At 72.4% G+C, this 17600-nt stretch carries 16 protein-coding genes and 1 pseudogene; 6 read left to right on the forward strand and 11 right to left on the reverse strand.

Going from position 1 to position 17600, the window contains the following annotated elements; translation table 11 throughout:
- The first annotated feature begins 8 nt into the window (after positions 1-8).
- The gene (locus ACH4U7_RS13520; protein WP_398528114.1) at positions 9-884 is read left to right on the forward strand and encodes an SDR family oxidoreductase; all 876 of its coding nucleotides are present in this window, start codon (positions 9-11) and stop codon (positions 882-884) included.
- A gap of 9 nt (positions 885-893) precedes the next feature.
- On the opposite strand, the gene ACH4U7_RS13525 is transcribed toward ACH4U7_RS13520, so the two are convergent.
- The 6 genes and pseudogenes from ACH4U7_RS13525 to ACH4U7_RS13550 all read right to left on the reverse strand — a co-directional run bounded on the left by ACH4U7_RS13525 (position 894) and on the right by ACH4U7_RS13550 (position 8118).
- Complete coding sequence (locus ACH4U7_RS13525) at positions 894-2564, reverse strand: immunity 49 family protein (RefSeq protein WP_398528514.1); 1671 nt, start codon at positions 2562-2564, stop codon at positions 894-896.
- A gap of 528 nt (positions 2565-3092) precedes the next feature.
- Positions 3093-3356, reverse strand: a pseudogene (locus ACH4U7_RS13530) (NAD(P)-binding domain-containing protein); the annotation flags it as partial.
- 107 nt (positions 3357-3463) lie between these two features.
- Positions 3464-4402, reverse strand: a complete 939-nt coding sequence (locus ACH4U7_RS13535; protein ID WP_398528115.1) for a carbohydrate ABC transporter permease — start codon at positions 4400-4402, stop codon at positions 3464-3466.
- Positions 4399-5385, reverse strand: coding sequence for a carbohydrate ABC transporter permease (locus ACH4U7_RS13540; RefSeq protein WP_398528515.1), 987 nt, complete (start codon positions 5383-5385; stop codon positions 4399-4401). Before ACH4U7_RS13540 ends, ACH4U7_RS13535 begins: the two co-directional genes overlap by 4 nt.
- 237 nt (positions 5386-5622) lie before the next feature.
- Positions 5623-6867, reverse strand: coding sequence for an extracellular solute-binding protein (locus ACH4U7_RS13545; protein ID WP_398528116.1), 1245 nt, complete (start codon positions 6865-6867; stop codon positions 5623-5625).
- Positions 6868-7026: 159 nt separating this feature from the next.
- The gene (locus ACH4U7_RS13550) at positions 7027-8118 is read right to left on the reverse strand and encodes a LacI family DNA-binding transcriptional regulator (RefSeq protein WP_398528117.1); all 1092 of its coding nucleotides are present in this window, start codon (positions 8116-8118) and stop codon (positions 7027-7029) included.
- A gap of 132 nt (positions 8119-8250) precedes the next feature.
- On the opposite strand from ACH4U7_RS13550, the gene ACH4U7_RS13555 reads away from it, so the two are divergent.
- From ACH4U7_RS13555 to ACH4U7_RS13570, 4 genes are all read left to right on the forward strand, one after another.
- Positions 8251-10407: a glycogen debranching N-terminal domain-containing protein gene (locus ACH4U7_RS13555; RefSeq protein WP_398528118.1), complete on the forward strand. Its 2157-nt coding sequence runs from the start codon at positions 8251-8253 to the stop codon at positions 10405-10407.
- Positions 10408-10492: 85 nt separating this feature from the next.
- Entirely contained in the window at positions 10493-11002 is a 510-nt protein-coding gene (locus ACH4U7_RS13560; RefSeq protein WP_398528119.1) for a winged helix-turn-helix transcriptional regulator, read from the forward strand.
- A gap of 67 nt (positions 11003-11069) precedes the next feature.
- Positions 11070-11306, forward strand: coding sequence for a hypothetical protein (locus ACH4U7_RS13565; RefSeq protein WP_398528120.1), 237 nt, complete (start codon positions 11070-11072; stop codon positions 11304-11306).
- Positions 11307-11395: 89 nt separating this feature from the next.
- Positions 11396-12442: a helix-turn-helix domain-containing protein gene (locus ACH4U7_RS13570; RefSeq protein WP_398528121.1), complete on the forward strand. Its 1047-nt coding sequence runs from the start codon at positions 11396-11398 to the stop codon at positions 12440-12442.
- Between the two features lie 12 nt (positions 12443-12454).
- Here the strand turns inward: ACH4U7_RS13570 and ACH4U7_RS13575 are convergent, their stop codons facing one another.
- From ACH4U7_RS13575 to ACH4U7_RS13585, 3 genes are read right to left on the reverse strand one after another with little or no spacing between them, the layout of a single operon-like run.
- The gene (locus ACH4U7_RS13575) at positions 12455-13645 is read right to left on the reverse strand and encodes a barstar family protein (protein ID WP_398528122.1); all 1191 of its coding nucleotides are present in this window, start codon (positions 13643-13645) and stop codon (positions 12455-12457) included.
- Between the two features lie 23 nt (positions 13646-13668).
- Positions 13669-14181: a tetratricopeptide repeat protein gene (locus tag ACH4U7_RS13580; protein ID WP_398528123.1), complete on the reverse strand. Its 513-nt coding sequence runs from the start codon at positions 14179-14181 to the stop codon at positions 13669-13671.
- A 32-nt stretch (positions 14182-14213) separates the two neighbouring features.
- Positions 14214-15011, reverse strand: a complete 798-nt coding sequence (locus ACH4U7_RS13585; RefSeq protein WP_398528124.1) for an exodeoxyribonuclease III — start codon at positions 15009-15011, stop codon at positions 14214-14216.
- Positions 15012-15076: 65 nt separating this feature from the next.
- On the opposite strand from ACH4U7_RS13585, the gene ACH4U7_RS13590 reads away from it, so the two are divergent.
- Positions 15077-15553, forward strand: a complete 477-nt coding sequence (locus ACH4U7_RS13590) for a GNAT family N-acetyltransferase (RefSeq protein ID WP_398528125.1) — start codon at positions 15077-15079, stop codon at positions 15551-15553.
- Positions 15554-15648: 95 nt separating this feature from the next.
- On the opposite strand, the gene ACH4U7_RS13595 is transcribed toward ACH4U7_RS13590, so the two are convergent.
- On the reverse strand, positions 15649-16191 hold the full coding sequence (locus ACH4U7_RS13595; protein WP_398528126.1) for a DUF1269 domain-containing protein: 543 nt from the start codon (positions 16189-16191) through the stop codon (positions 15649-15651).
- Between the two features lie 87 nt (positions 16192-16278).
- Positions 16279-17448: a trypsin-like serine peptidase gene (locus ACH4U7_RS13600; RefSeq protein ID WP_398528127.1), complete on the reverse strand. Its 1170-nt coding sequence runs from the start codon at positions 17446-17448 to the stop codon at positions 16279-16281.
- Between the last annotated feature and the right edge of the window lie 152 nt (positions 17449-17600).

The raw sequence follows: 17600 nt of genomic DNA on the forward strand, positions 1-17600 counted from the left end.
GAGCGCGGATGGCTGCCGAGAGGACGATCCTCGTCACCGGGGCGAGCGGGAATGTGGGGCGGCAGGTGGTGTCCCAGCTCATGACCGGGCACATCGGCGAGGTGCGGGCGCTGACCCGCGATCCTCGCGCCGCCACCCTGCCCGGCGGGGTCGACGTACGCCAGGGCGACCTGGCCGACCCGGCCGCGCTGGAGGCGGCGTTGAAGGGAGCGGACGCCGTGTTCCTGATGTGGCCCTTCCACGGCGCCGATCCGGCCCCCGCCGTCGTGGACGCCATCAAGTGGCATGTCGGCCGGGTGGTGTTCCTGTCGTCCGGCGCCGTCCAGGACGGCGTGGCGCCCGAACGGCAGGCGCACCCCGTGGGCCGGTCCCATGCGTGCGTGGAACAGCTCATCGAGGGGTCCGGACTCGTCTGGACCCATCTGCGCCCGAGCACCTTCGCCGTGAACACCCTCTGGTGGGCCGACCAGATCCGCGCCGGGGACGTCGTGCGGGGCGCGTACGGGGCCCTGCCCATGGCTCTGCTCCACGAGGCGGACATCGCCGCCGTGGCGGTGCGGGCCCTCACCGAGGACGGCCACGGCCGCACCGCCTACGCCCTCACAGGACCCGAAGTCCTGACCCAGGCGGAGCAGGTGCGCACCATCGGCGAGGTGCTGGGGCGTCCCCTCCGGTGGCAGGAGCTGTCCCGGGAGGAATCACGTCAGCGGCTTCTGGCCGATGACTCCTTCCCCGACTCCTTCGTGGACCCGCTCCTCGACGGCTACGCCACGATGCTCGACGCCCCTCCCCCGGCCATCACCGGGGCCGTCGAGGCGGTCACGGGCGCACCGGCCCGCACCTACCGCGCCTGGGTGGCCGACCACGCCGCCGACTTCAGCTGACCCTGCGGCTCACCTGACGAGCAGACGCGGCGGCAGATAGGGGGAGACGACCCGGATGTTCCAGCCCCGGCGGCGGGCGTGGCAGGCCAGGGCCAGGATGTCGAGGTCGATGGCGGCGTCGGAGTCGTCGGCCCGGTCGGCGACCCGGTAGTGGTCGCGGTGCGCTTCGAGGGCGTCGATGAGGGCGAGGTTGAAGCTCTCCTCGTCGCCCTCGACGAGCTGGGAGAAGAGGACGCCGGGCGGCGGGAAGAAGCCCCAGGTCCTGGCCTTCTCGCAGTCCTCAAGCGCACGGTCCGTGGCGGGTTCGGGGTCCACGCCCCGGAAATAGTCGTGGAGCGCCCGGCGGTACGAGGCGAAGGCGGAGCCGTCGCCCTCCAGTCGGGCGGAACCGCTGAGGACGAGCGCGGCGATGTCCTCGCGCCGGCCGCCGATCAGGGCGAAGTTCATGGCGGTGTGCCAGGCGCCGGGCCCGGCCTGATCCCCGTGGTAGGCGGGGTAGCTGAGCGTGCTGCCGCCGATCGTCACCTCGACGTCCGTACCGGGCTCGGCGAGCGTGGCGCGGAAGAGGGCCGCGCCCAGTTCCGCGGCGAGGCGCAGGTTTTCCAGCTGCTGGTCCGTGACATCGGCGGTGAGCGAGGCGCGGGCCTTGAACAGGATGTCCTGGTAGCGCACGGCATCCGACAGGTTCCAGGCGGAGAGCGGCTTTCCGTCCTCCGACGTCAGGGCCTCCCTGGTGTACTGCTCGAACAGGGCCTCGCTCTCCGGGTGCATCTCCTGCGGGGCTTCGGGCCGCTCGACCACCACCGGCCCGGCGGCCAGCGCGGCGACCGCGTCCGGCCGCCGTACGCGGCCGTACGCCTGGACCCGTGGCCCCGCGGTCTCGAACCCGGTCACCAGCGCCCGCGGGAGATACCCGGTGTCGATGGGCGGCTGCCAGCCCTCGCGGCGGTACGCGAGCGCGGCCAGCGCCAGCGGCAGGAGCGGCAGCAGGGTGCGGGGCCTGGCGCCGGGGCCGGGGATGGCGCTGTGCGGAAGCAGCAGCTTGGCCAGCGCGGTGCGGAAGGAGTCCCGGTCTCCGGTGGTCAGGGCGCGCAGCGCGGCCAGCCCGATGGACTGCGGCTGGTCGAGCAGCCCGCCCTCGCCGGGCGCGGCGTCGAGGGCCCGTATCCGGGCCAGCGCGGCATCCAGCGCGGCGAGCTTCTGTTCCCTGGTCGGCGGGTATTCGGCGTCGTCTCCCGTATCCCCGATGACATACGCCATGAAGCCCTTGATGAGCTCGACGGCGGGCCGCCCGGCCCCGTCCTTCTCGAACGGCTCACGGGCGAAGTGGAACGCCTCGCCGTGCCATGAGGCCCTGTCGGCGAGGACCGCCAGGCAGAAGGCGTCGAGCCAGCGGTGCGCGGAGATGGACTCCGGGTCGCCCTCGGAACCGGGGTCGTAGGTCATCCCGAAGTTCACATAGTCGAGGAAGACCTGGAAGTGGTTGGTCGGGTAGTACGCGGCATACGCCACGGCACCGGCGGCGGCCTCGGTGGCGTTGTCGAGGACGGCCTTGGCCTCCGGGGTGTCGAGGTCGGGGGTCCCGACGGACAGAGCGCCCAGGTAGTCGAGGAATTCCTCCGCGATCAGGTCCCACTCGTAGGTGGAGATCCGGCCGGCCCTCGACATGGAGTGGACCATCGAACCGATCCGGTTGGCGAAGTCCTCAAGAGCCGCCGAAACCGCGGCCTCGCCTATCTGGTGTCGCTCTATCCGCACTGCCTTGCTCCCCGCTCACACAACTCTCGCGCCAACCTGTGCGGGGACGATTGTGTCCTAGGCGTTCGGCGCGCCCGGCGCCGCCATGGGTACTGGGAACGCGAACCGGGGTTCCGCGCCGTTCAGCCACATTCCGATGGCGAGGGCCGCCGTCGCCTCCACGTACACCGCGCGGGCGAGCCCGCCGCAGGGGATGGGCGTGCAGCCCATCGAGGTGATGAGCGCGGCGGTGCGGTCGAGGGCGCCCGGGTCGTCGCCGCAGTACGGGACGGCCAGCGGGGCACCCTCGAACGTCGGCTGCGGCAGGGTCCAGATGGAGTCGTGGCAGAGGTTGAACGCCTTGACCACATGGGCGCCCGGCGCGGCCTCCGCCATCCGCAGGGCGATGGAGGTCGTGCCGTTGGTGGACAGCGTCAGGCCGTCGTCGGTGGGCACGAGGGGGTTCGTGCAGTCGATCACCGTACGGCCGTCGAGGACGTCCACGAACCCCTTGACCAACTCGGGCGCCACGTCCGCCGGGACCGCCGCCAGGACGACGTCGCCGTACGCCGCCGCGTCGGCGAGCGTGCCGTGGCCGGTGGCGCCGATGCGCTCCGCCGTGGCCTTGGCCGCCGCGTGGTCGCGCCCGCCGACGAGGACGTCGTGCCCGGCGCGGACCCACGCGCCGCCCAGTGTGGTGGCTATCCCGCCCGTGCCCAGAATGCCGATGCGCATGGTGCTCCCGTCGTGAGAAACCGTGGTGACGACGGAGACTTTAGGCAGGCCGACGCACACCGCGCGGTGTGCGTCGGATCGGGCAGGATGCGGGCAGCGGCGGGCCACTACTCCTTGACGGCCCCCGAGTTCGCCCCCTGGACGAAGTAGCGCTGGAAGCAGAAGAACAGCGCCGCCACCGGCACCGTCGCCAGCAGGGCCGCCGCCAGTTTCAGCGGGTACTGCGTACCGCCGCCGAGGCCGCCCGAGATGAACCGCGCGAGCCCGGTCGTCAGCGTCTCGTACTCGCCGGACTGGGTGGACACCAGGAAGTGCGTGAACTCGTTCCACGAGCTCTGGAAGGACAGGATCGTCAGGGTGAGCAGCGCGGGCCGGGCCATCGGCAGCACCACCGACCAGAAGGTCCGGATCACCCCGGCGCCGTCCACCCGCGCGGCCTCCTCGACCTCCCGGGGGATCGACTCGAAGAACTGCTTCATGATGAAGATGCCCGCCGCGTCCACCAGCAGCGGAACGATCATGCCGGTGTAGGTGTCGAACAGCCCGAAGGTGTTCAGCACCAGGAACTTGGGGATCAGCAGCGCCACCCCGGGCACCGCCATCACCGCGAGGACGAAGCCGAACAGCAGTGAGCGGCCCCGGAAGCGCAGCCGCGCCAGCGCGTACCCCGCCATCGAGTCGAACAGCACCCGCCCGGCCGTGACCAGGACCGCGACAAACGCGGAGTTGCCCAGCCAGCGCAGGAACGGCACTCCGTCCCCGGCCTGGCTCAGCCCGAACAGCCGCTGGTAGGCGGCGGTCGTCGGGGTGGTGGGCACCAGCCCGAGGGGGTGCGCCGCCGCGTCGGGGTCCGTCTTGAACCCGGTGACCAACTGGAGGACGAACGGCAGCAGATACAGCAGCCCGAGCCCCACCACCAACGCATACCCCAGCACCCGCAGCGGCAGCGGGAACCGGCCGAGCACCGGGCGCCCCTGCGCCCGGGCGGCGGCCGCGGACTTGGCGTCGGACTTGGCGTCGGCCCGGGCGTTGGCCTTGGCGTTCATCGGTTCCTCCCGGGGCGGGGGCCGCGCTCCCGCAGCGCCCAGCGCTGCAGGGCGGTGATGCACAGGATCAGCGCGAGCAGGATGAAGGCGATGGCCGCGCCCTGCCCGAAGTCGGCGCCGTCGAAGGCCGCCGAGTACGACATGAAGGCCGGCGTCAGCGTGGTGTTGCCCGGGGCGCCCTGGCCCATCACATACACCTGGTCGAAGACCTGCCAGGTGGCGATCGTGCCCAGGGTGAGGACGAGGAAGAACACCGGACGCAGCGCGGGCAGCGTGACGTACCGCAGCATCTGGCGCCGGTTCACGCCCTCCAGGGCGGCCGCTTCCTCCAGCTCGCGCGGGATGTCCTGGAGGGCCGCGAGGAAGATCAGCATGAAGGTGCCTGAGGTCGTCCACACGGCGAGCAGGATGATCGTGCACATCGCGACGGACGGCCCGGACAGCCACTCGTACCAGGAAAGACCCATGAAGGAGTGGTCGGCCAGCGCGCCCGTGGGGTGGTCGGGGTCGACGATCCCCAGGCCGCCGAGCAGCAGCGAGAGCACCCCGCGCGAATCGGCGAACCAGTTCGGTCCCTTCATCCCGATCCAGGACAGCAGCGTGTTGACGGCCCCGCTGCCCTGGAAGAGGAAGAGGAAGACGGTGGAGACCGCGATCGAGCTGGTGACGGACGGGAAGAAGAAGGTGGTGCGCAGGGCGCCCCGCGCGCGCAGCAGCCGCTGGTTGACGATCAGCGCCAGCACCAGCGCGAGCCCGGTCTGCAGCGGCACGGTCAGCAGCACGTAGTAGGCGTTGTTGCGCAGCGAGGTCGCGAAGAGGGTGCGGTCGAGGCCGTCCTCGGTGAGCAGCGCCCGGTAGTTGTCCAGGCCGACGAACTTGGCCTGGCCGTCGAAGGGGTTCGACTGCCCGTCCCAGTCCAGCAGGCTCACCCACAGGGCCATCAGGATCGGCAGCACCAGGAACAGGCCGAGGATCAGCACCATGGGGCTGACGAACAGCCATCCCCAGGCGCCCTCTCCGCGGCGGCGCCCCGCGGACGGGGTGTTTGGGGTGCGGGGCGCCGCCTTGGGGCCGGACCCGCCGGGCGCGTCAGGTGCGCCCGGCGAGCCGACCGTACGGGGACCCCCGCCGCCGGCCTCAGGGGCCGGGCGGGGGCCGGACGACGCGCCGCGAGGGGTGCGGCGGGCCGTACGCGGGGTGGGGCGGAAGGGCATGGCGGCTCAGTTGCCCTTCGCGAGGGCCTGTTCGCCGTTGCGCTGGAGGTTGGCGAGGATCTTCTTCGGGTCGGTGGTGGGCAGCGACTGCAGTTCGGTGTTGAACTGGCTGAGCACCTTGTCGAATCCGGCGATGGTCACCGGGCCCTGTGCGTAGGAGTTGGCGTCGACCCAGGCCTTGGCGTCCGGCTCCTGCTTCGCGTACTCGGCGAGAGCGCTGGTGCGCGAGGGCATCACGCCGAAGCCCTCGGCGAACTTCAGCTGCTGCTCACCGGAGCTCAGGTACTTCACCAGGTCCACCGCCGCCGACTGGTGGGCGCTCTCGGCGGCCACGCCCCAGCAGTTGCTGAAGGCGAGCGTGCCCTTCCCGGCCGGGCCCGCGGGCAGCGGGACCACCTTGTACTTGACGTCCGGGTAGTCGAGCTTCATGGCGCCGGTCAGCCAGTTGCCCTCGATGGTCATGGCGGCCTTGCCCTTGCCGAAGGCCTCACCGCCCCAGCTGGTGTCGACCTGCTTGGCGTACTTCATCGAGCCGGACTTCAGCAGGGACTTCACAAAGCCGAGCCCTTCGGCGTTCTTCGCGCTGTCGGCGGTCATCTTCGTCTGCCCGGCGTCGGTGATCCACCCGCCCGCCTGCTTCATGAAGACGCCGAGCCGCTGGTACTCGTCGCTGGTGACCAGGCCGGTGACCCCGTCCCCGGTCAGCTTGCCCGCGACCTTGCGCAGCTGCTCCCAGGAGGTCGGGTAGTCCTTCTCGGTCAGCCCGGCCTTCTTCCACAGGTCGGTGTTGATGGCGAGGGCGAGGGTGGAGGTGTCCTTGGGCAGGCACACCAGCTTGTCGTCGTAGGTGAAGGAGGAGCGCAGCTGCTCGGCGAAGTCGTCCGCGTCCTTGATCTTCTCGCCGTACGCGTAGAGGGAGCCGCCCTTGGCGTAGTTGGCGAACATGTCGGAGTTGACATAGAAGACGTCCGGCGGCTTGTGCCCGGCGAAGGACTGCGCGAGCTGCTGGTTCATGTCCTTGGCGGCCTCGACGGTCACCTTGTTGCCGGACTTCTTCTCGTACGCGGCCGCCGCCTCCTTGACCGCCTTGGTCTCGGCGTCGCCCGAGGTGGCTATCAGCACCTTCAGGTGCTGTTTGGCGCTGGTGTCCTGCTCCTTCTCCTTGTCGCCGCCGAAACTCGACGAGCATCCGGTGGCGGTCAGAAGCGCCGCGCAGGTGAGGAGGGCGGCGGCGGCCGTGCGGGGGACCATGATTCCTCCGTGGATTCGGGGTGGTACGTGCGGCTCGAGGGGGGTGGAGGAGAGGTGATGTCGGTGGCGCGGCGCGTCGGGGCGTGCCGGCGTTTCAGGGGACCGGCGCGTCGGTGCGCCGGGGCGTCGGCGTGTCAGGGCATCGGACGCGTTGGTGCGTCAGGGGGCCGGTGTGTCAGGGGTCGGTGCGTCGGAACCCGGCGCCGTGGCGCTGTCTCGGACGACGAGGGACGGCTCCAACAGGACGCGCTCCGGTGCCGCGTCCTGGTTGGCCATCCGGGCCAGCAGCAGCCGTACGCACTCCCGGCCGACCGCCTCCAGCGGCTGGGCGACGGAGGACAGGGAGGGCGAGAGGATCCCGGCGGTCGGCGAGTCGTCGAAGCCGACCACCGCGACGTCCCGGCCCGGGACGGCGCCCCGCTCGCGCAGCGCGTGGTAGCAGCCGAGCGCCAGCATGTCGCTGGCCGCGACCACGGCCGTGGCACCCGCGTCCAGTAAGGGCTTCACGGCGATACGGGCCGCCTCGACGTCGCCCACGCTCTCCGCGCGCCGCCCGCGCGTCGGCAGGTCGTGCCGGCGCATGGCCCGCTGCCAGCCCTCGGCTCGGTCGTCGCCGACGCCGGAGCCGCGCGGCCAGCCGAGGAAGGCGATTTTGCGGTGTCCGAGGGCGACCAGGTGCTCCACGGCGGCGTCCGTGCCCGAAGCGCCGTCGACGTCGACCCAGTCGCCGATCTGCCGCCCCGACCACATCCGGCCGAAGCCGACGAACGGCACGCCCCGCTTGGCCAGCCACGCCTGGCGCGGGTCCTGGCGGGCGGTGTTGCTGAGCACGAAGCCGTCGACGTCGTGCTGGGCGAGCAGTTCGTCGTACCCCTCCAGGCTCGGGCCGCCGGGCGGGCAGGAGAACAGCAGGATCCGGTACCCGGCCTCGTCGGCCGCCTGGGAGAGGGCGTGCAGAAAGCGGTCCATGACCGGGGCGGTGTTGCCGCCCGGGGCGGGCTGGATGCCGTAGCCGATCAGCTTGCTGGAGCGGGTGCGCAGCGTCTGCGCGGCGCGGCTCGGGCGGTAGCCCATCTCGTCGATCGCCTGGCGGACCCGGTCCAGGGTCTCGGGGCGCAGCAGCTCCGGCGAGTTGATCGCGTTGGACACGGTCTGCGTGGAGACACCGGCCCGGCGGGCGACCATCGCGAGGGTCACCGGGCCGCCCTTGGTGCTGCCCTTGGGCGAGGAACTGCTGGTGGAGCGGGGCATACGGGTCTCCGGCCTACGAGGTTGCAAGCCCAGTCCCAAGGGCTTGATTTGAGCGTTACAAAGGCATTGTCAGCGCCCTGAAGAGGCCGTTAATGTCTTTTGAACGATCCAACGCTGAGAGGTTCTACTCTTTTGGACACCACTGTCAAGCCCCAGGACACCAACGACTCGGTCACGGCAACCACTTCGGTGGCCGCGGACCTGCAGCCGTTCCTGCACGACGCGGTCGTCACGCTGTACGCGCCGAGCTTTGTGATCTCGCGCGCGGACGGGCAGCTCGGCGGGGATGCGGACGGCTTCTACCACGGCGACAGCAGGGCGCTGTCCCATCTGACCGTCACGGCCGGGCCCATCGCCCTGGCCCCGGTCGGCGGCGGGCTCAGGGGGGCCGACCGGGCGGACTTCCGGTCGATCCTGCGGGGCCTCGGCGAGGTGACGCCCGACCCGGCGGTCACCCTGCTCCGCCGCCGGACCGTCGCCTCCGGGCGGTTGGAGGAGAGCTTCGAGGTCACCAACGCGGGCACCCAGCGGGTCCGCTTCCGGCTGACGGTCACGGCGGCCACGGACCTCGCCCTGATGGAGCGGGTCAAGTCGGGCCACGTCCTGGAGCCGGTACGGGCGCGGGTCGAGAGTGACGGACACGGTCTGGTGTGGTCCCGTGACGGGTTCTCCGTACGCCTGACCAGCGAGCCGGCGCCGGACGTGCTGGAGGCGGCGGAGGGCCGGGCGGCGGAGGGCCGGCTGTCGTACGACATCGAACTGGCCCCCGGCACCTCGTGGACGGCGAGGCTGCGCTGCACGGCGGCGTACGCGGACGGCGACCAGTTCCCGGCGCCCCCGGCGGACGCCGTGCCGTGGCGCACCCCGGCCCTGCGCAGCGCGGACCGCCGCTTCGACCAGTGGCTGGACCAGTCGGTCGCCGACGCGGACCGGCTGCGCCTGATGGACCCGCGATCCGACGAGAGGGGCGGGGCCGGCACGGGCGGTGTGGATCAGTTCCTGGCCGCGGGCGCCCCGTGGTTCCTGACCCTCTTCGGCCGCGACTCGCTGTGGGCCGCCCGGATGCTGCTGCCGCTCGGCACCGACCTCGCGGCCGGCACGCTGCGCACCCTCGCCCGCCGCCAGGGCGCGGCCGTCGACCCGGCCACGGAGGAGCAGCCCGGCAAGATCCTGCACGAGGTGCGGCGCGCCACCCAGGACTTCACGGACACCTTCTCCCTCCCGCCGGTGTACTACGGCACGGTGGACGCGACCCCCCTGTGGATCACCCTGCTCCACGACGCCTGGCGCTGGGGCCTGGCCCCGGCCGAGGTGGAACAGCTGCTGCCGCACGCCGAGTCGGCGCTCGGCTGGCTGCGCGACCAGGCGGACGCGGGCGGCGACGGCTTCCTCAAGTACGTCGACCGGACCGGCCGGGGCCTGGCCAACCAGGGCTGGAAGGACTCCGGCGACGCCATCCGCCACCGCGACGGCCGCCTCGCCGACCCGCCGATCGCGCTGTGCGAGGTGCAGGCGTACGCGTACGAGGCCGCGCGGGGCGGGGCGGCGCTGCTGCGCGCGTTCGGGCGGCCGGGCGCGGACGCATGGGAGGAGTGGGCGGAAGGGCTCGCCGACCGCTTCCGTAAGCGCTTCTGGGTGGAGGACGCGCGGGGCCCGTACCCGGCGGTCGCGCTGGACCGCGACGGCCGGCCGGTGGACTCGGTCACCTCGGGCTTCGGCCACCTCCTCGGCACCGGCCTGCTGAACCAGGAGGAGAGCGCGGCGCTGGCCGCCCGGCTGGCCGGCCCCGACCTCGACTCGGGCCACGGCCTGCGCACGCTGAGCAGCGACTCGGTGGGCTTCAACCCGTACGGCTACCACATCGGTTCGATCTGGCCGCACGACACCGCGATCGCCGTCCACGGCCTGGTCAGGGCCGGTTTCCCGGACGCGGCGGCGTCGCTGGCGGCGGGCCTGCTGACGGCCTCGGCGGCCTTCGACGCCCGGCTGCCGGAGCTCTTCGCCGGCCACGGCGCCGACGCGGGCCCGCGCCCCGCCCCCTACCCGGCGTCCTGCCGCCCCCAGGCATGGGCGGCCGCCGCCTCGGTCCAGGTCCTCGCGTCGGCCCTCGGCCTGGACGCGGACGTCCCGGGCGGCACGGTCACGGTGGCCCCCACCTTCGCCCGGGCGTACGGCCCGCTGACGGTGACCGGGCTCCAGGTCGGCGGCGGGCGGCTGGACGTCACGCTGGCGGCGGACGGGTCGGTGAGCGTGACGGCGCCGGAGGGGCTGACCGTGGTCACGGCCTGACGACCGGCGCGGTGGCCCGGGGCTCCGGGTCCGGGGCGGCCGATGCACACCGCGTGGTGTGCATCGGATCGGGCAGGATGCGCGTATGGAGAAGCCGAGCTGCCCGCGGGACGCCGCGCACGCGAACGCTACGCACGCAGACGCCGAGAACGCTGCGCATGCAGACGCTGAGAACGCTGCGCACGCAGACGCCGCGCACGCCGCCGACACGGGGGACACGGCGTACACCGCGGACTGTCATGCGCGTATCGCGTTCGAGGTGCTCGCGAACCGCTGGGACAGCGTCGTGGTCTACACGCTCGGCGCATGCGGCCCGATGCGGCCCCGGGCGCTGGTCGCCCGGATCGGCGGCATCAGCCCCAAGGTCCTCAACGACGCGCTGCGGCGCCTGGAGTACAACGGCCTGATCGAGCGCCGTACGTACGCGGAGGCGCCGCCGCGCGTCGACTACGCGCTGACCGAGGCCGGAACCGCCCTGCTCGTCCCCATGCGGGCGATGGGCGCGTGGGCGAAGCGTCATGCGGACGACGTGCTGGCCGCACAGGACCGGTTCGAGGCGCAGGGCCGCGCCCCTCGGCGTGCGGCGGGTGCCTGACGCCCGGGCCCTGTCCGGACCGTAACTCACGTGCCCGGGCCGGGCGCCGCCGGTACCGTACCGGGGCATGACAAAACGACTGTCATCGGAGGAGGTCTACGCGCTCCTCTACGAGCTGTGTGTCGACCTCGGTTTCTGTCTTCCACCGCACGACATACGGCGGCTGCGCGAAGCGCCGCCCGCCGATGTGGACAAGTTCACCGATTCCGTCTTCAAGGCGGAAGGGCTGGACCCGGGCGGCGAAGACGGGTGGCTGCGGCCTCGGGTGCGCGAGGTCGTCGAACGGCATATGCGCGGCAAGTGACCCTGATTCTTGGCGAGTTTTCATGGCAAGCCCTTTAAGCTCCCGGGGAGGACCGAGCTCCGACACAACAAAACACACGGGGGGCCGAGGTGGACGGAAGGATTCCACTGCCACACGACGTCAAGGACTCCACGGAGTTCGTGGCGGTGATGCGCCAGCTGCGCCAGTGGGCGGATCTGAGCTATCGCGAGTTGGAACGCCGGGCCGGGGCGGCGGGGGACGTGCTGCCGCGCGCCACCCTCGCCGGGGCGCTGAACAGACAGGAGCTGCCCCGCGAGGAGTTGGTGGCGGCCTTCGTCCGGGCCTGCGGCGGTGACGAGGCCACGGTCGAGGCGTGGGTGGGGGTCCGCAAGCGCCTGGCCGTCGAGGTCGAGCAGGAACCCTCCGACGCCGAGGAGCCGTCACCCACGGTGGAGGCGGAGTCGGTGGCCGAGGACCGTGGGCCGGTGGCCGAGGACCCCGGGCTGGTGGCCGAGGACCGTGGGCCGGTGGCTGAGGGTCCCGGACCGGTGGCTGAGGATCCCCAGCCGGTGGCTGAGGACCCCGAGCCCGTACCCCGAGATCCCGAGCCGCTGGCCGAGGATCCCGAACCCGTGGCCGAGAACCCGGACCCCGTACCGGCCCCGAAACCGGAGCCGCACCCCGAGGGGCCAACGCAGCCGAAGGGGCTGAAGGCGGCCGGGCGCCGCCTCCGGCGACCGGGCGTGATCATCGCCGCCACGGTCGCGATCGTGCTCCTGACCGCCGCGGCCACGGCGATTCTGCGCCCCGGCGACCGCCCCGACGAGCCGCGCGAGAGCAGCCGTACGGAAGCGCCGGCGAGCACGACCCCCTCGGGCACACCAAGCCGCCCCTCGGGCGGTGCCACTTCCAGCGCCGCCGACGCCAAACCCGTCAAGGACGAACCGTCGCCCACCGAACCGCGGGAGACCTCGTCGACGCCCACGCCCGCGAAGACGACGGCCCCCAAGGAGCCGAAGCCCACGCGGAGTTCGCCGACATCGACGTGGACCCCGTACGACCCGCCGTCGCTCCCCGACGACCCGCCGCCCACGACGGGCACCTCGCCGACGTCCGACGGTGGCGACCCCTTCCCGGAGGAGACCTGCTGGGACGCCACCAACGACTGCACCTGAGGCGGCTCGGGCTCAGTCCCTCAGCCGCACCTCGACCCGGCCGTCCTTCAAGACCTCAAGCACCAGGTCGAAGTAGCTGTACGGATCCCCCTGCGAGTCGAGGACCCGCCCCAGGCTCCGCCGCGCGATCCGCGCGTCGTGCCAGACCAGCGTGAACGGCGTGGTGACCCCGAAGCCTCCGCCGAGGCAGTCGTCCAGGGCGTCGGCGTTGCAGCCGTAGTAGCCGCCGGGGCCGCGCATGGCCTCGCCGAGCGCGAGATAGAGGCCGGGCACATCCGTGATGTGCCGCCCGTCCAGCTCGTACACGCGCCCGGGCGGCGCGGCCGGAACGGACGGGGCACACCCTCGTTCGAGCACGCAGTCGAGCCAGAGCTCACGGTCGCGGGTCCCGTACCCGGCCCATTGGTTGGGGGCCGTCGGCGGACCGTCGTACCACCGCTGCCAGAAGGGGCGGGCCCGCGGGGGCGGCGGGTCCCAGAGGCCCTGGGTGAGGCGGATGTCGAGGAGGCCGGGGCCGAGCGGTGAGGGCTTCCAGTCGGCGATCTCGGCGGTGACGTACCGGTACGCGTCCTCCGCGCCGTTCCGGTCGAGGACGAGCAGCTGGGCCTCCCCCAGCCGCAGCCGGCGGCGGGTCCCGGCGGCGAGGGCCGACCGGAGCCGGTCGCCGGGGGCACAGCCGAGGAGACACAGCGGGGTGTCCGGCGGCTCGTCGTCAGGGGCGTCCGGCGCGACGATGTCGGAGAAGTCGGCGCAGGTGCCGAGATGTTCACGGCCGTTGTGCAGCAGCAGGCCCGCCGCCAGGTACGGATCGTCGGGCGGGTCCGGGTAGCCGTCGGCGCCCTCGATGAAGACGTCGGTCAGGGCGGGGTCGGCGGGGTGGGGGCGATGGCCGATGACCCGTACGTCCTCCAACCGCCACGCATCGAGCCGTTCCGAATCCTCCGGGCACCGTTCGTCGCCGACGGGCCGCAGCCACAGGTCGCCCAGCGGCCGCGGCTCGTACGGCGCCTTTCCGCTCTCGTACAGCGCTTCGCGCAGCGGACCGGCGGGGGCGCAGGCCAGGAGCTGGTAGGAGCAGACGGGCGGGTCGACGAACAGGCCCGAGACATCGGCGCAGACCCCCCAGGCGCTCTGGTCATCCGAGTCGGCCAGGGCGAACGCGGGGGTGTCCCCCCGACCGACCCCGTCCGGCCAACGGTGCACACGCGCGCCGCTCGGCGCGGCGCTCAGCGTCCTGCTCCGTCCGCCCCGCCCGCGAGTTCGTCGGCGTAGCGCGCCAGCGAGCGGTTGTACATGGGCAGATGGCGGGACAGGGCCGACAGGGCGAGGCCCACCGCCTCCCGCTCCCGCCCGGCGTCGACGAGCGCCAGCGCGAGGAACGCGGCGACGGCGTCGTCGAGTTCATCGGATTCCGCTTCCCGTTCCGCGGTGAGCAGCGCGACGCCCTCCTCTGGCCGGCCGAGGTTGCGCACCGTGCTGGCCAGCTGGATCACCGCCTGGCGGCGCCGCGGCCCGGTGAGTCCGGCGGCCAGGGCCTCCCGGTAGCGCGGGGCGGCCTCCTCCTCGCGGTCGGTGGCGTCGTACGCCGAGGCCAGTTCGAAGGACGCGACGGGGTCGCCGGCGGGGAGTTCGGCCGCCAGTGCCGTCATGGCCGCCAGAAAGCCGGCGGGGTCGTGGTCGTCGAAGGCGGTCCACAGGTCCGCGACCCGCCGTTCCCAATCCGATGCCGCAGTGTTCACCGGCGCAGCATCTCAGCCCGGGGCCACCCGTGTCAGCCGCCGAAGACCGCCGTCACCGGGGCGTGGTCGCTCCACCGCTGGTCGTAGCTCGCCGCCCGCTCCACCTGCGCCTTCACGGCCCGCTCGGCCAGCCCCGGCGTGCCGACGAGCAGGTCGATGCGCCACCCGGCGTCGTTGTCGAAGGCCCTCCCGCGGTACGACCACCACGAGTACGGCCCCTCGACATCCGGGTGCAGCTTGCGCACCACGTCCACGTACGCCGCCTCGTCGTACACCCGGCTCAGCCATGCGCGCTCCTCGGGGAGGAACCCGGACTTCTTCCGGTTGGCCTTCCAGTTCCTGAGGTCCGGCTCCTGGTGCGCGATGTTCCAGTCGCCGCACACCAGCACCTCGCGCCCGCCGGCCGCGGCGCGCTCCCGCAGCTCCTTCAGATACGGCAGGAACTCGCCCATGAAGCGCTCCTTCTCCTCCTGCCGCTCCGTGCCGACCTCCCCCGACGGCAGATACAGGCTGGCGACCGTCACCCCGGGCAGGTCCACTTCCAGATAGCGGCCGCTGCCGTCGAACTCCGCGGACCCGAAGCCGACCCGTACGCCCTCCGGCTCGCGCCGCGTGTAGACGGCGACCCCGGCCCGGCCCTTGGTGTCCGCCGGGGCGTGCACGGTGTGCCAGCCGTCGGGCTCGCGGACCGGCGCGGTCAGCTCACCGGGCTCGGCGCGCACCTCTTGCAGGCACACCACGTCCGCGGCGGTGCCCGCGAGCCATGGCAGGAAGCCCTTCTTGGCTGCGGCGCGCAGCCCGTTTACATTCACGGTGGTCACGGTGAGCATTCCGGCACGATACGCCAGAAAAAACCGAGCGCCCCGCAGGTTCGCATGGAAGTACGATCTCTCGCATGAATATCCAGTCCGTCCCCTACGACCACCCCGACGCCGTCAAGCTCAACGACGAGGTGCAGGCCGAATACGTCGAGCGCTACGGCGACCCCGACCTGACAGTCATGGACCCGACGCACTTCGAACCGCCCCGGGGGCTGTACCTCCTCGCCTACGACGCACAGGGCCGCGCGGTGGCCAGCGGCGGCTGGCGCAGCCAGGAGCACAGCGAGGACGGCCACGTGGACGGCGACGCCGAGATCAAGCGGATGTTCGTGGTCCGGGAGGCGCGGGGGCAGGGGCTGGCCCGCCGGATCCTGGCCGCGCTGGAGGACAGCGCCCGGGAGGCGGGGCGGCAGCGGATGGTGCTGGAGACGGGGACCGAGCAGCCGGAGGCCATAGCGCTCTACACCTCCTGCGGCTATGTGCCGATCACCAAGTTCGGGCTGTACCGCTTCGAGGAGTCCAGCCGCTGCTACGGCAAGCCGCTGGCGTAGGCCGCAGCAGCGGGCTCGCGGCCGGGTGGCTGCCGGCGGGCTCGCGGCCGGGTGGCTGCCGGCGGGCTCGCGGCCGGGTGGCTGCCGGCGGGCGCCTAGGAACGTTCGGCTTTAGCCGACTCGATCTCCCTGCGCACCCGCCCGGCCGGATACCGGGCGACCGGGTGACCGTACGGCGCCAAGGCCCGGTCGGCCGCGTCAGGAGACGGCTCGCGTACGTCGGCGACCAGCACGGTGGTGCCCGGCGGGACCTCGGCGGCCAGCATCTCCAGGGCGGCACTCACGCCCGCCGCCCCGCCCGCACCCTCACCCTCACCCCCGCCTCGGCCCGCGCCCATACCCTCGCGGGTGTCCCGCGCCGCGCCGACGAACCCGCCCTCCCCGAAGCCGATCATGAGGCCAAGCGGCCCGCCCAGAACGCCCACGAGCCCGCCCATCAGGTCATCCATGGTGAAGCAGCGGGCGCCGCTGCTGTCCACACAGTCCGGCAGATCGAGCGTCCCGTCCACGGCCCGCGCGATCACCGCGCCCTCGCACAGCACCAGTTCGCCCTCGTCATCCGCGCGGAGCAGTGCGTCGAGCGCCCGAGGGGCCGCTTCCGGCCCCGGAAGATCCATAAACAAGATGTTCTCGGCCATACCCCCACTCTTGCCGCAGACCGGCCCCCACGCACCTCGTGACCACCGCATAAGCAGGGCACACGAGGTGCGCGGGGGCGCCGCCGGTCAGCCGTTGGCCGCGAACTTCCGGCTGATCGCGTCGAACACGCCCTTGGCCTCACTGCCCAGGTGCGGCCCCGCGAGCCAGGTGTGCGCATTGGAGCTGATGGAGGTGTTGGACACCAGCGCCGTCTTGCCACCGCGGTTCACCAGCCACCCGCCACCGGACGAGCCGCCGGTCATCGTGCAGCCGATCCGGTACATCGTCGGCGCGGTCGGCGAGAACGACAGCCGGTTGGGCCGGTCCAGGCAGTTGAACATCAGCGCCCCGTCGTACGGCGGCGCGGCCGGGTAGCCGTACGCGCCGATCGAGCTGACCTGGTTCGCCGACGGCGCGTCGAACCACACCGGGACCGCGGCCCCGACCGTCTCCTGCAGCGACTTGCCGCCGCCGTTCTCCGGCTTCAGATGGAGCACCGCGAAGTCGTACGACGAGGCGACATTGCCGGTGTGGGCGCCCCCGTCGATCCACTGCGAGGAGGTCTGCGACCAGTCCGCCCACCACACGCCGTACGGGGCGACGTCCTGGCTCGCGGCGGTCTCGGTCCGGTTGGCGGGCAGCCCGTTGTCGTTGTACGACGGCACGAAGACGATGTTCCGCATCCAGCCGCCCTGCTTGCCGGAGTGCACGCAGTGGCCCGCCGTCCACACCAGGTTGGACTTGCCCGGGTGGGCCGGGTCCTCGACGACCGTGCCCGAGCAGACCATCGGCCCGTCGGGGCTGTCGAAGAAGATCCTGCCGACCGGCGCCATGTTCTGGTGGTACGGCCGTGAGACCTGCTTGGCCTGGATCGCGGACGGCTCGGGGTCGGTGGCCGCCTGGCCCGCACCGGCGCTCTGCGTGGCGACGGTGCTCGGCGAGTCCTTGGCCTTCGCCATCCGGGACGGCTGCCAGAAGTCCTTGATGACGGGGTTGGCGAAATCGGAAGCCTTGCGGGCCCAGTCGTCCCAGTTCTTCCAGCCGCCGTCCTTCCACTTCTTCAGGTCGTCCAGACTGGTCGGCACCCCGTCCGGAATCCTCAGGCCTTCCTTCTCCTTGCCCTTGTCCCCGGTGGTGGCCGAAGCGCTCGGCTCGGACCCGGCGTTGTCGTCGCTCGGCCCGCAGGCCGTGGCGGTGACCGCGAGCAGGGCGGCCATGGCCGCGGCGGCCGCGGCGGAGCGGCGTATGGATGGCATGGAGCCTCGTCCCCCTGTGTGCTGTTGTGCCGCGCTTGTTGCTTGCGCGTGAAGCCGTCTTCCAGCTGCCCCTTCTCGGACAGACCCCCCACTATGCCCGCGCCTCAGGCCACAGCCGTCACCTGGTTCACAGCCCGCACACAACACAAACG

Source organism: Streptomyces sp. NPDC020845, from assembly GCF_044334165.1.
Taxonomy (GTDB): domain Bacteria; phylum Actinomycetota; class Actinomycetes; order Streptomycetales; family Streptomycetaceae; genus Streptomyces.

What these genes read in the sequence shown, in the direction of transcription:
- ACH4U7_RS13560 (WP_398528119.1), top strand. Translation starts at nt 10,493, where the DNA reads ATGGAGAAGCCGAGCTGCCCGCGGGACGCCGCGCACGCGAACGCTACG.
- ACH4U7_RS13600 (WP_398528127.1), bottom strand. Translation starts at nt 17,448, where the DNA reads ATGCCATCCATACGCCGCTCCGCCGCGGCCGCCGCGGCCATGGCCGCC.
- ACH4U7_RS13540 (WP_398528515.1), bottom strand. Translation starts at nt 5,385, where the DNA reads ATGGTGCTGATCCTCGGCCTGTTCCTGGTGCTGCCGATCCTGATGGCC.
- ACH4U7_RS13545 (WP_398528116.1), bottom strand. Translation starts at nt 6,867, where the DNA reads ATGGTCCCCCGCACGGCCGCCGCCGCCCTCCTCACCTGCGCGGCGCTT.
- ACH4U7_RS13535 (WP_398528115.1), bottom strand. Translation starts at nt 4,402, where the DNA reads ATGAACGCCAAGGCCAACGCCCGGGCCGACGCCAAGTCCGACGCCAAG.
- ACH4U7_RS13525 (WP_398528514.1), bottom strand. Translation starts at nt 2,564, where the DNA reads ATGGTCCACTCCATGTCGAGGGCCGGCCGGATCTCCACCTACGAGTGG.
- ACH4U7_RS13550 (WP_398528117.1), bottom strand. Translation starts at nt 8,118, where the DNA reads ATGCCCCGCTCCACCAGCAGTTCCTCGCCCAAGGGCAGCACCAAGGGC.
- ACH4U7_RS13565 (WP_398528120.1), top strand. Translation starts at nt 11,070, where the DNA reads ATGACAAAACGACTGTCATCGGAGGAGGTCTACGCGCTCCTCTACGAG.
- ACH4U7_RS13595 (WP_398528126.1), bottom strand. Translation starts at nt 16,191, where the DNA reads ATGGCCGAGAACATCTTGTTTATGGATCTTCCGGGGCCGGAAGCGGCC.
- ACH4U7_RS13585 (WP_398528124.1), bottom strand. Translation starts at nt 15,011, where the DNA reads ATGCTCACCGTGACCACCGTGAATGTAAACGGGCTGCGCGCCGCAGCC.
- ACH4U7_RS13520 (WP_398528114.1), top strand. Translation starts at nt 9, where the DNA reads ATGGCTGCCGAGAGGACGATCCTCGTCACCGGGGCGAGCGGGAATGTG.
- ACH4U7_RS13590 (WP_398528125.1), top strand. Translation starts at nt 15,077, where the DNA reads ATGAATATCCAGTCCGTCCCCTACGACCACCCCGACGCCGTCAAGCTC.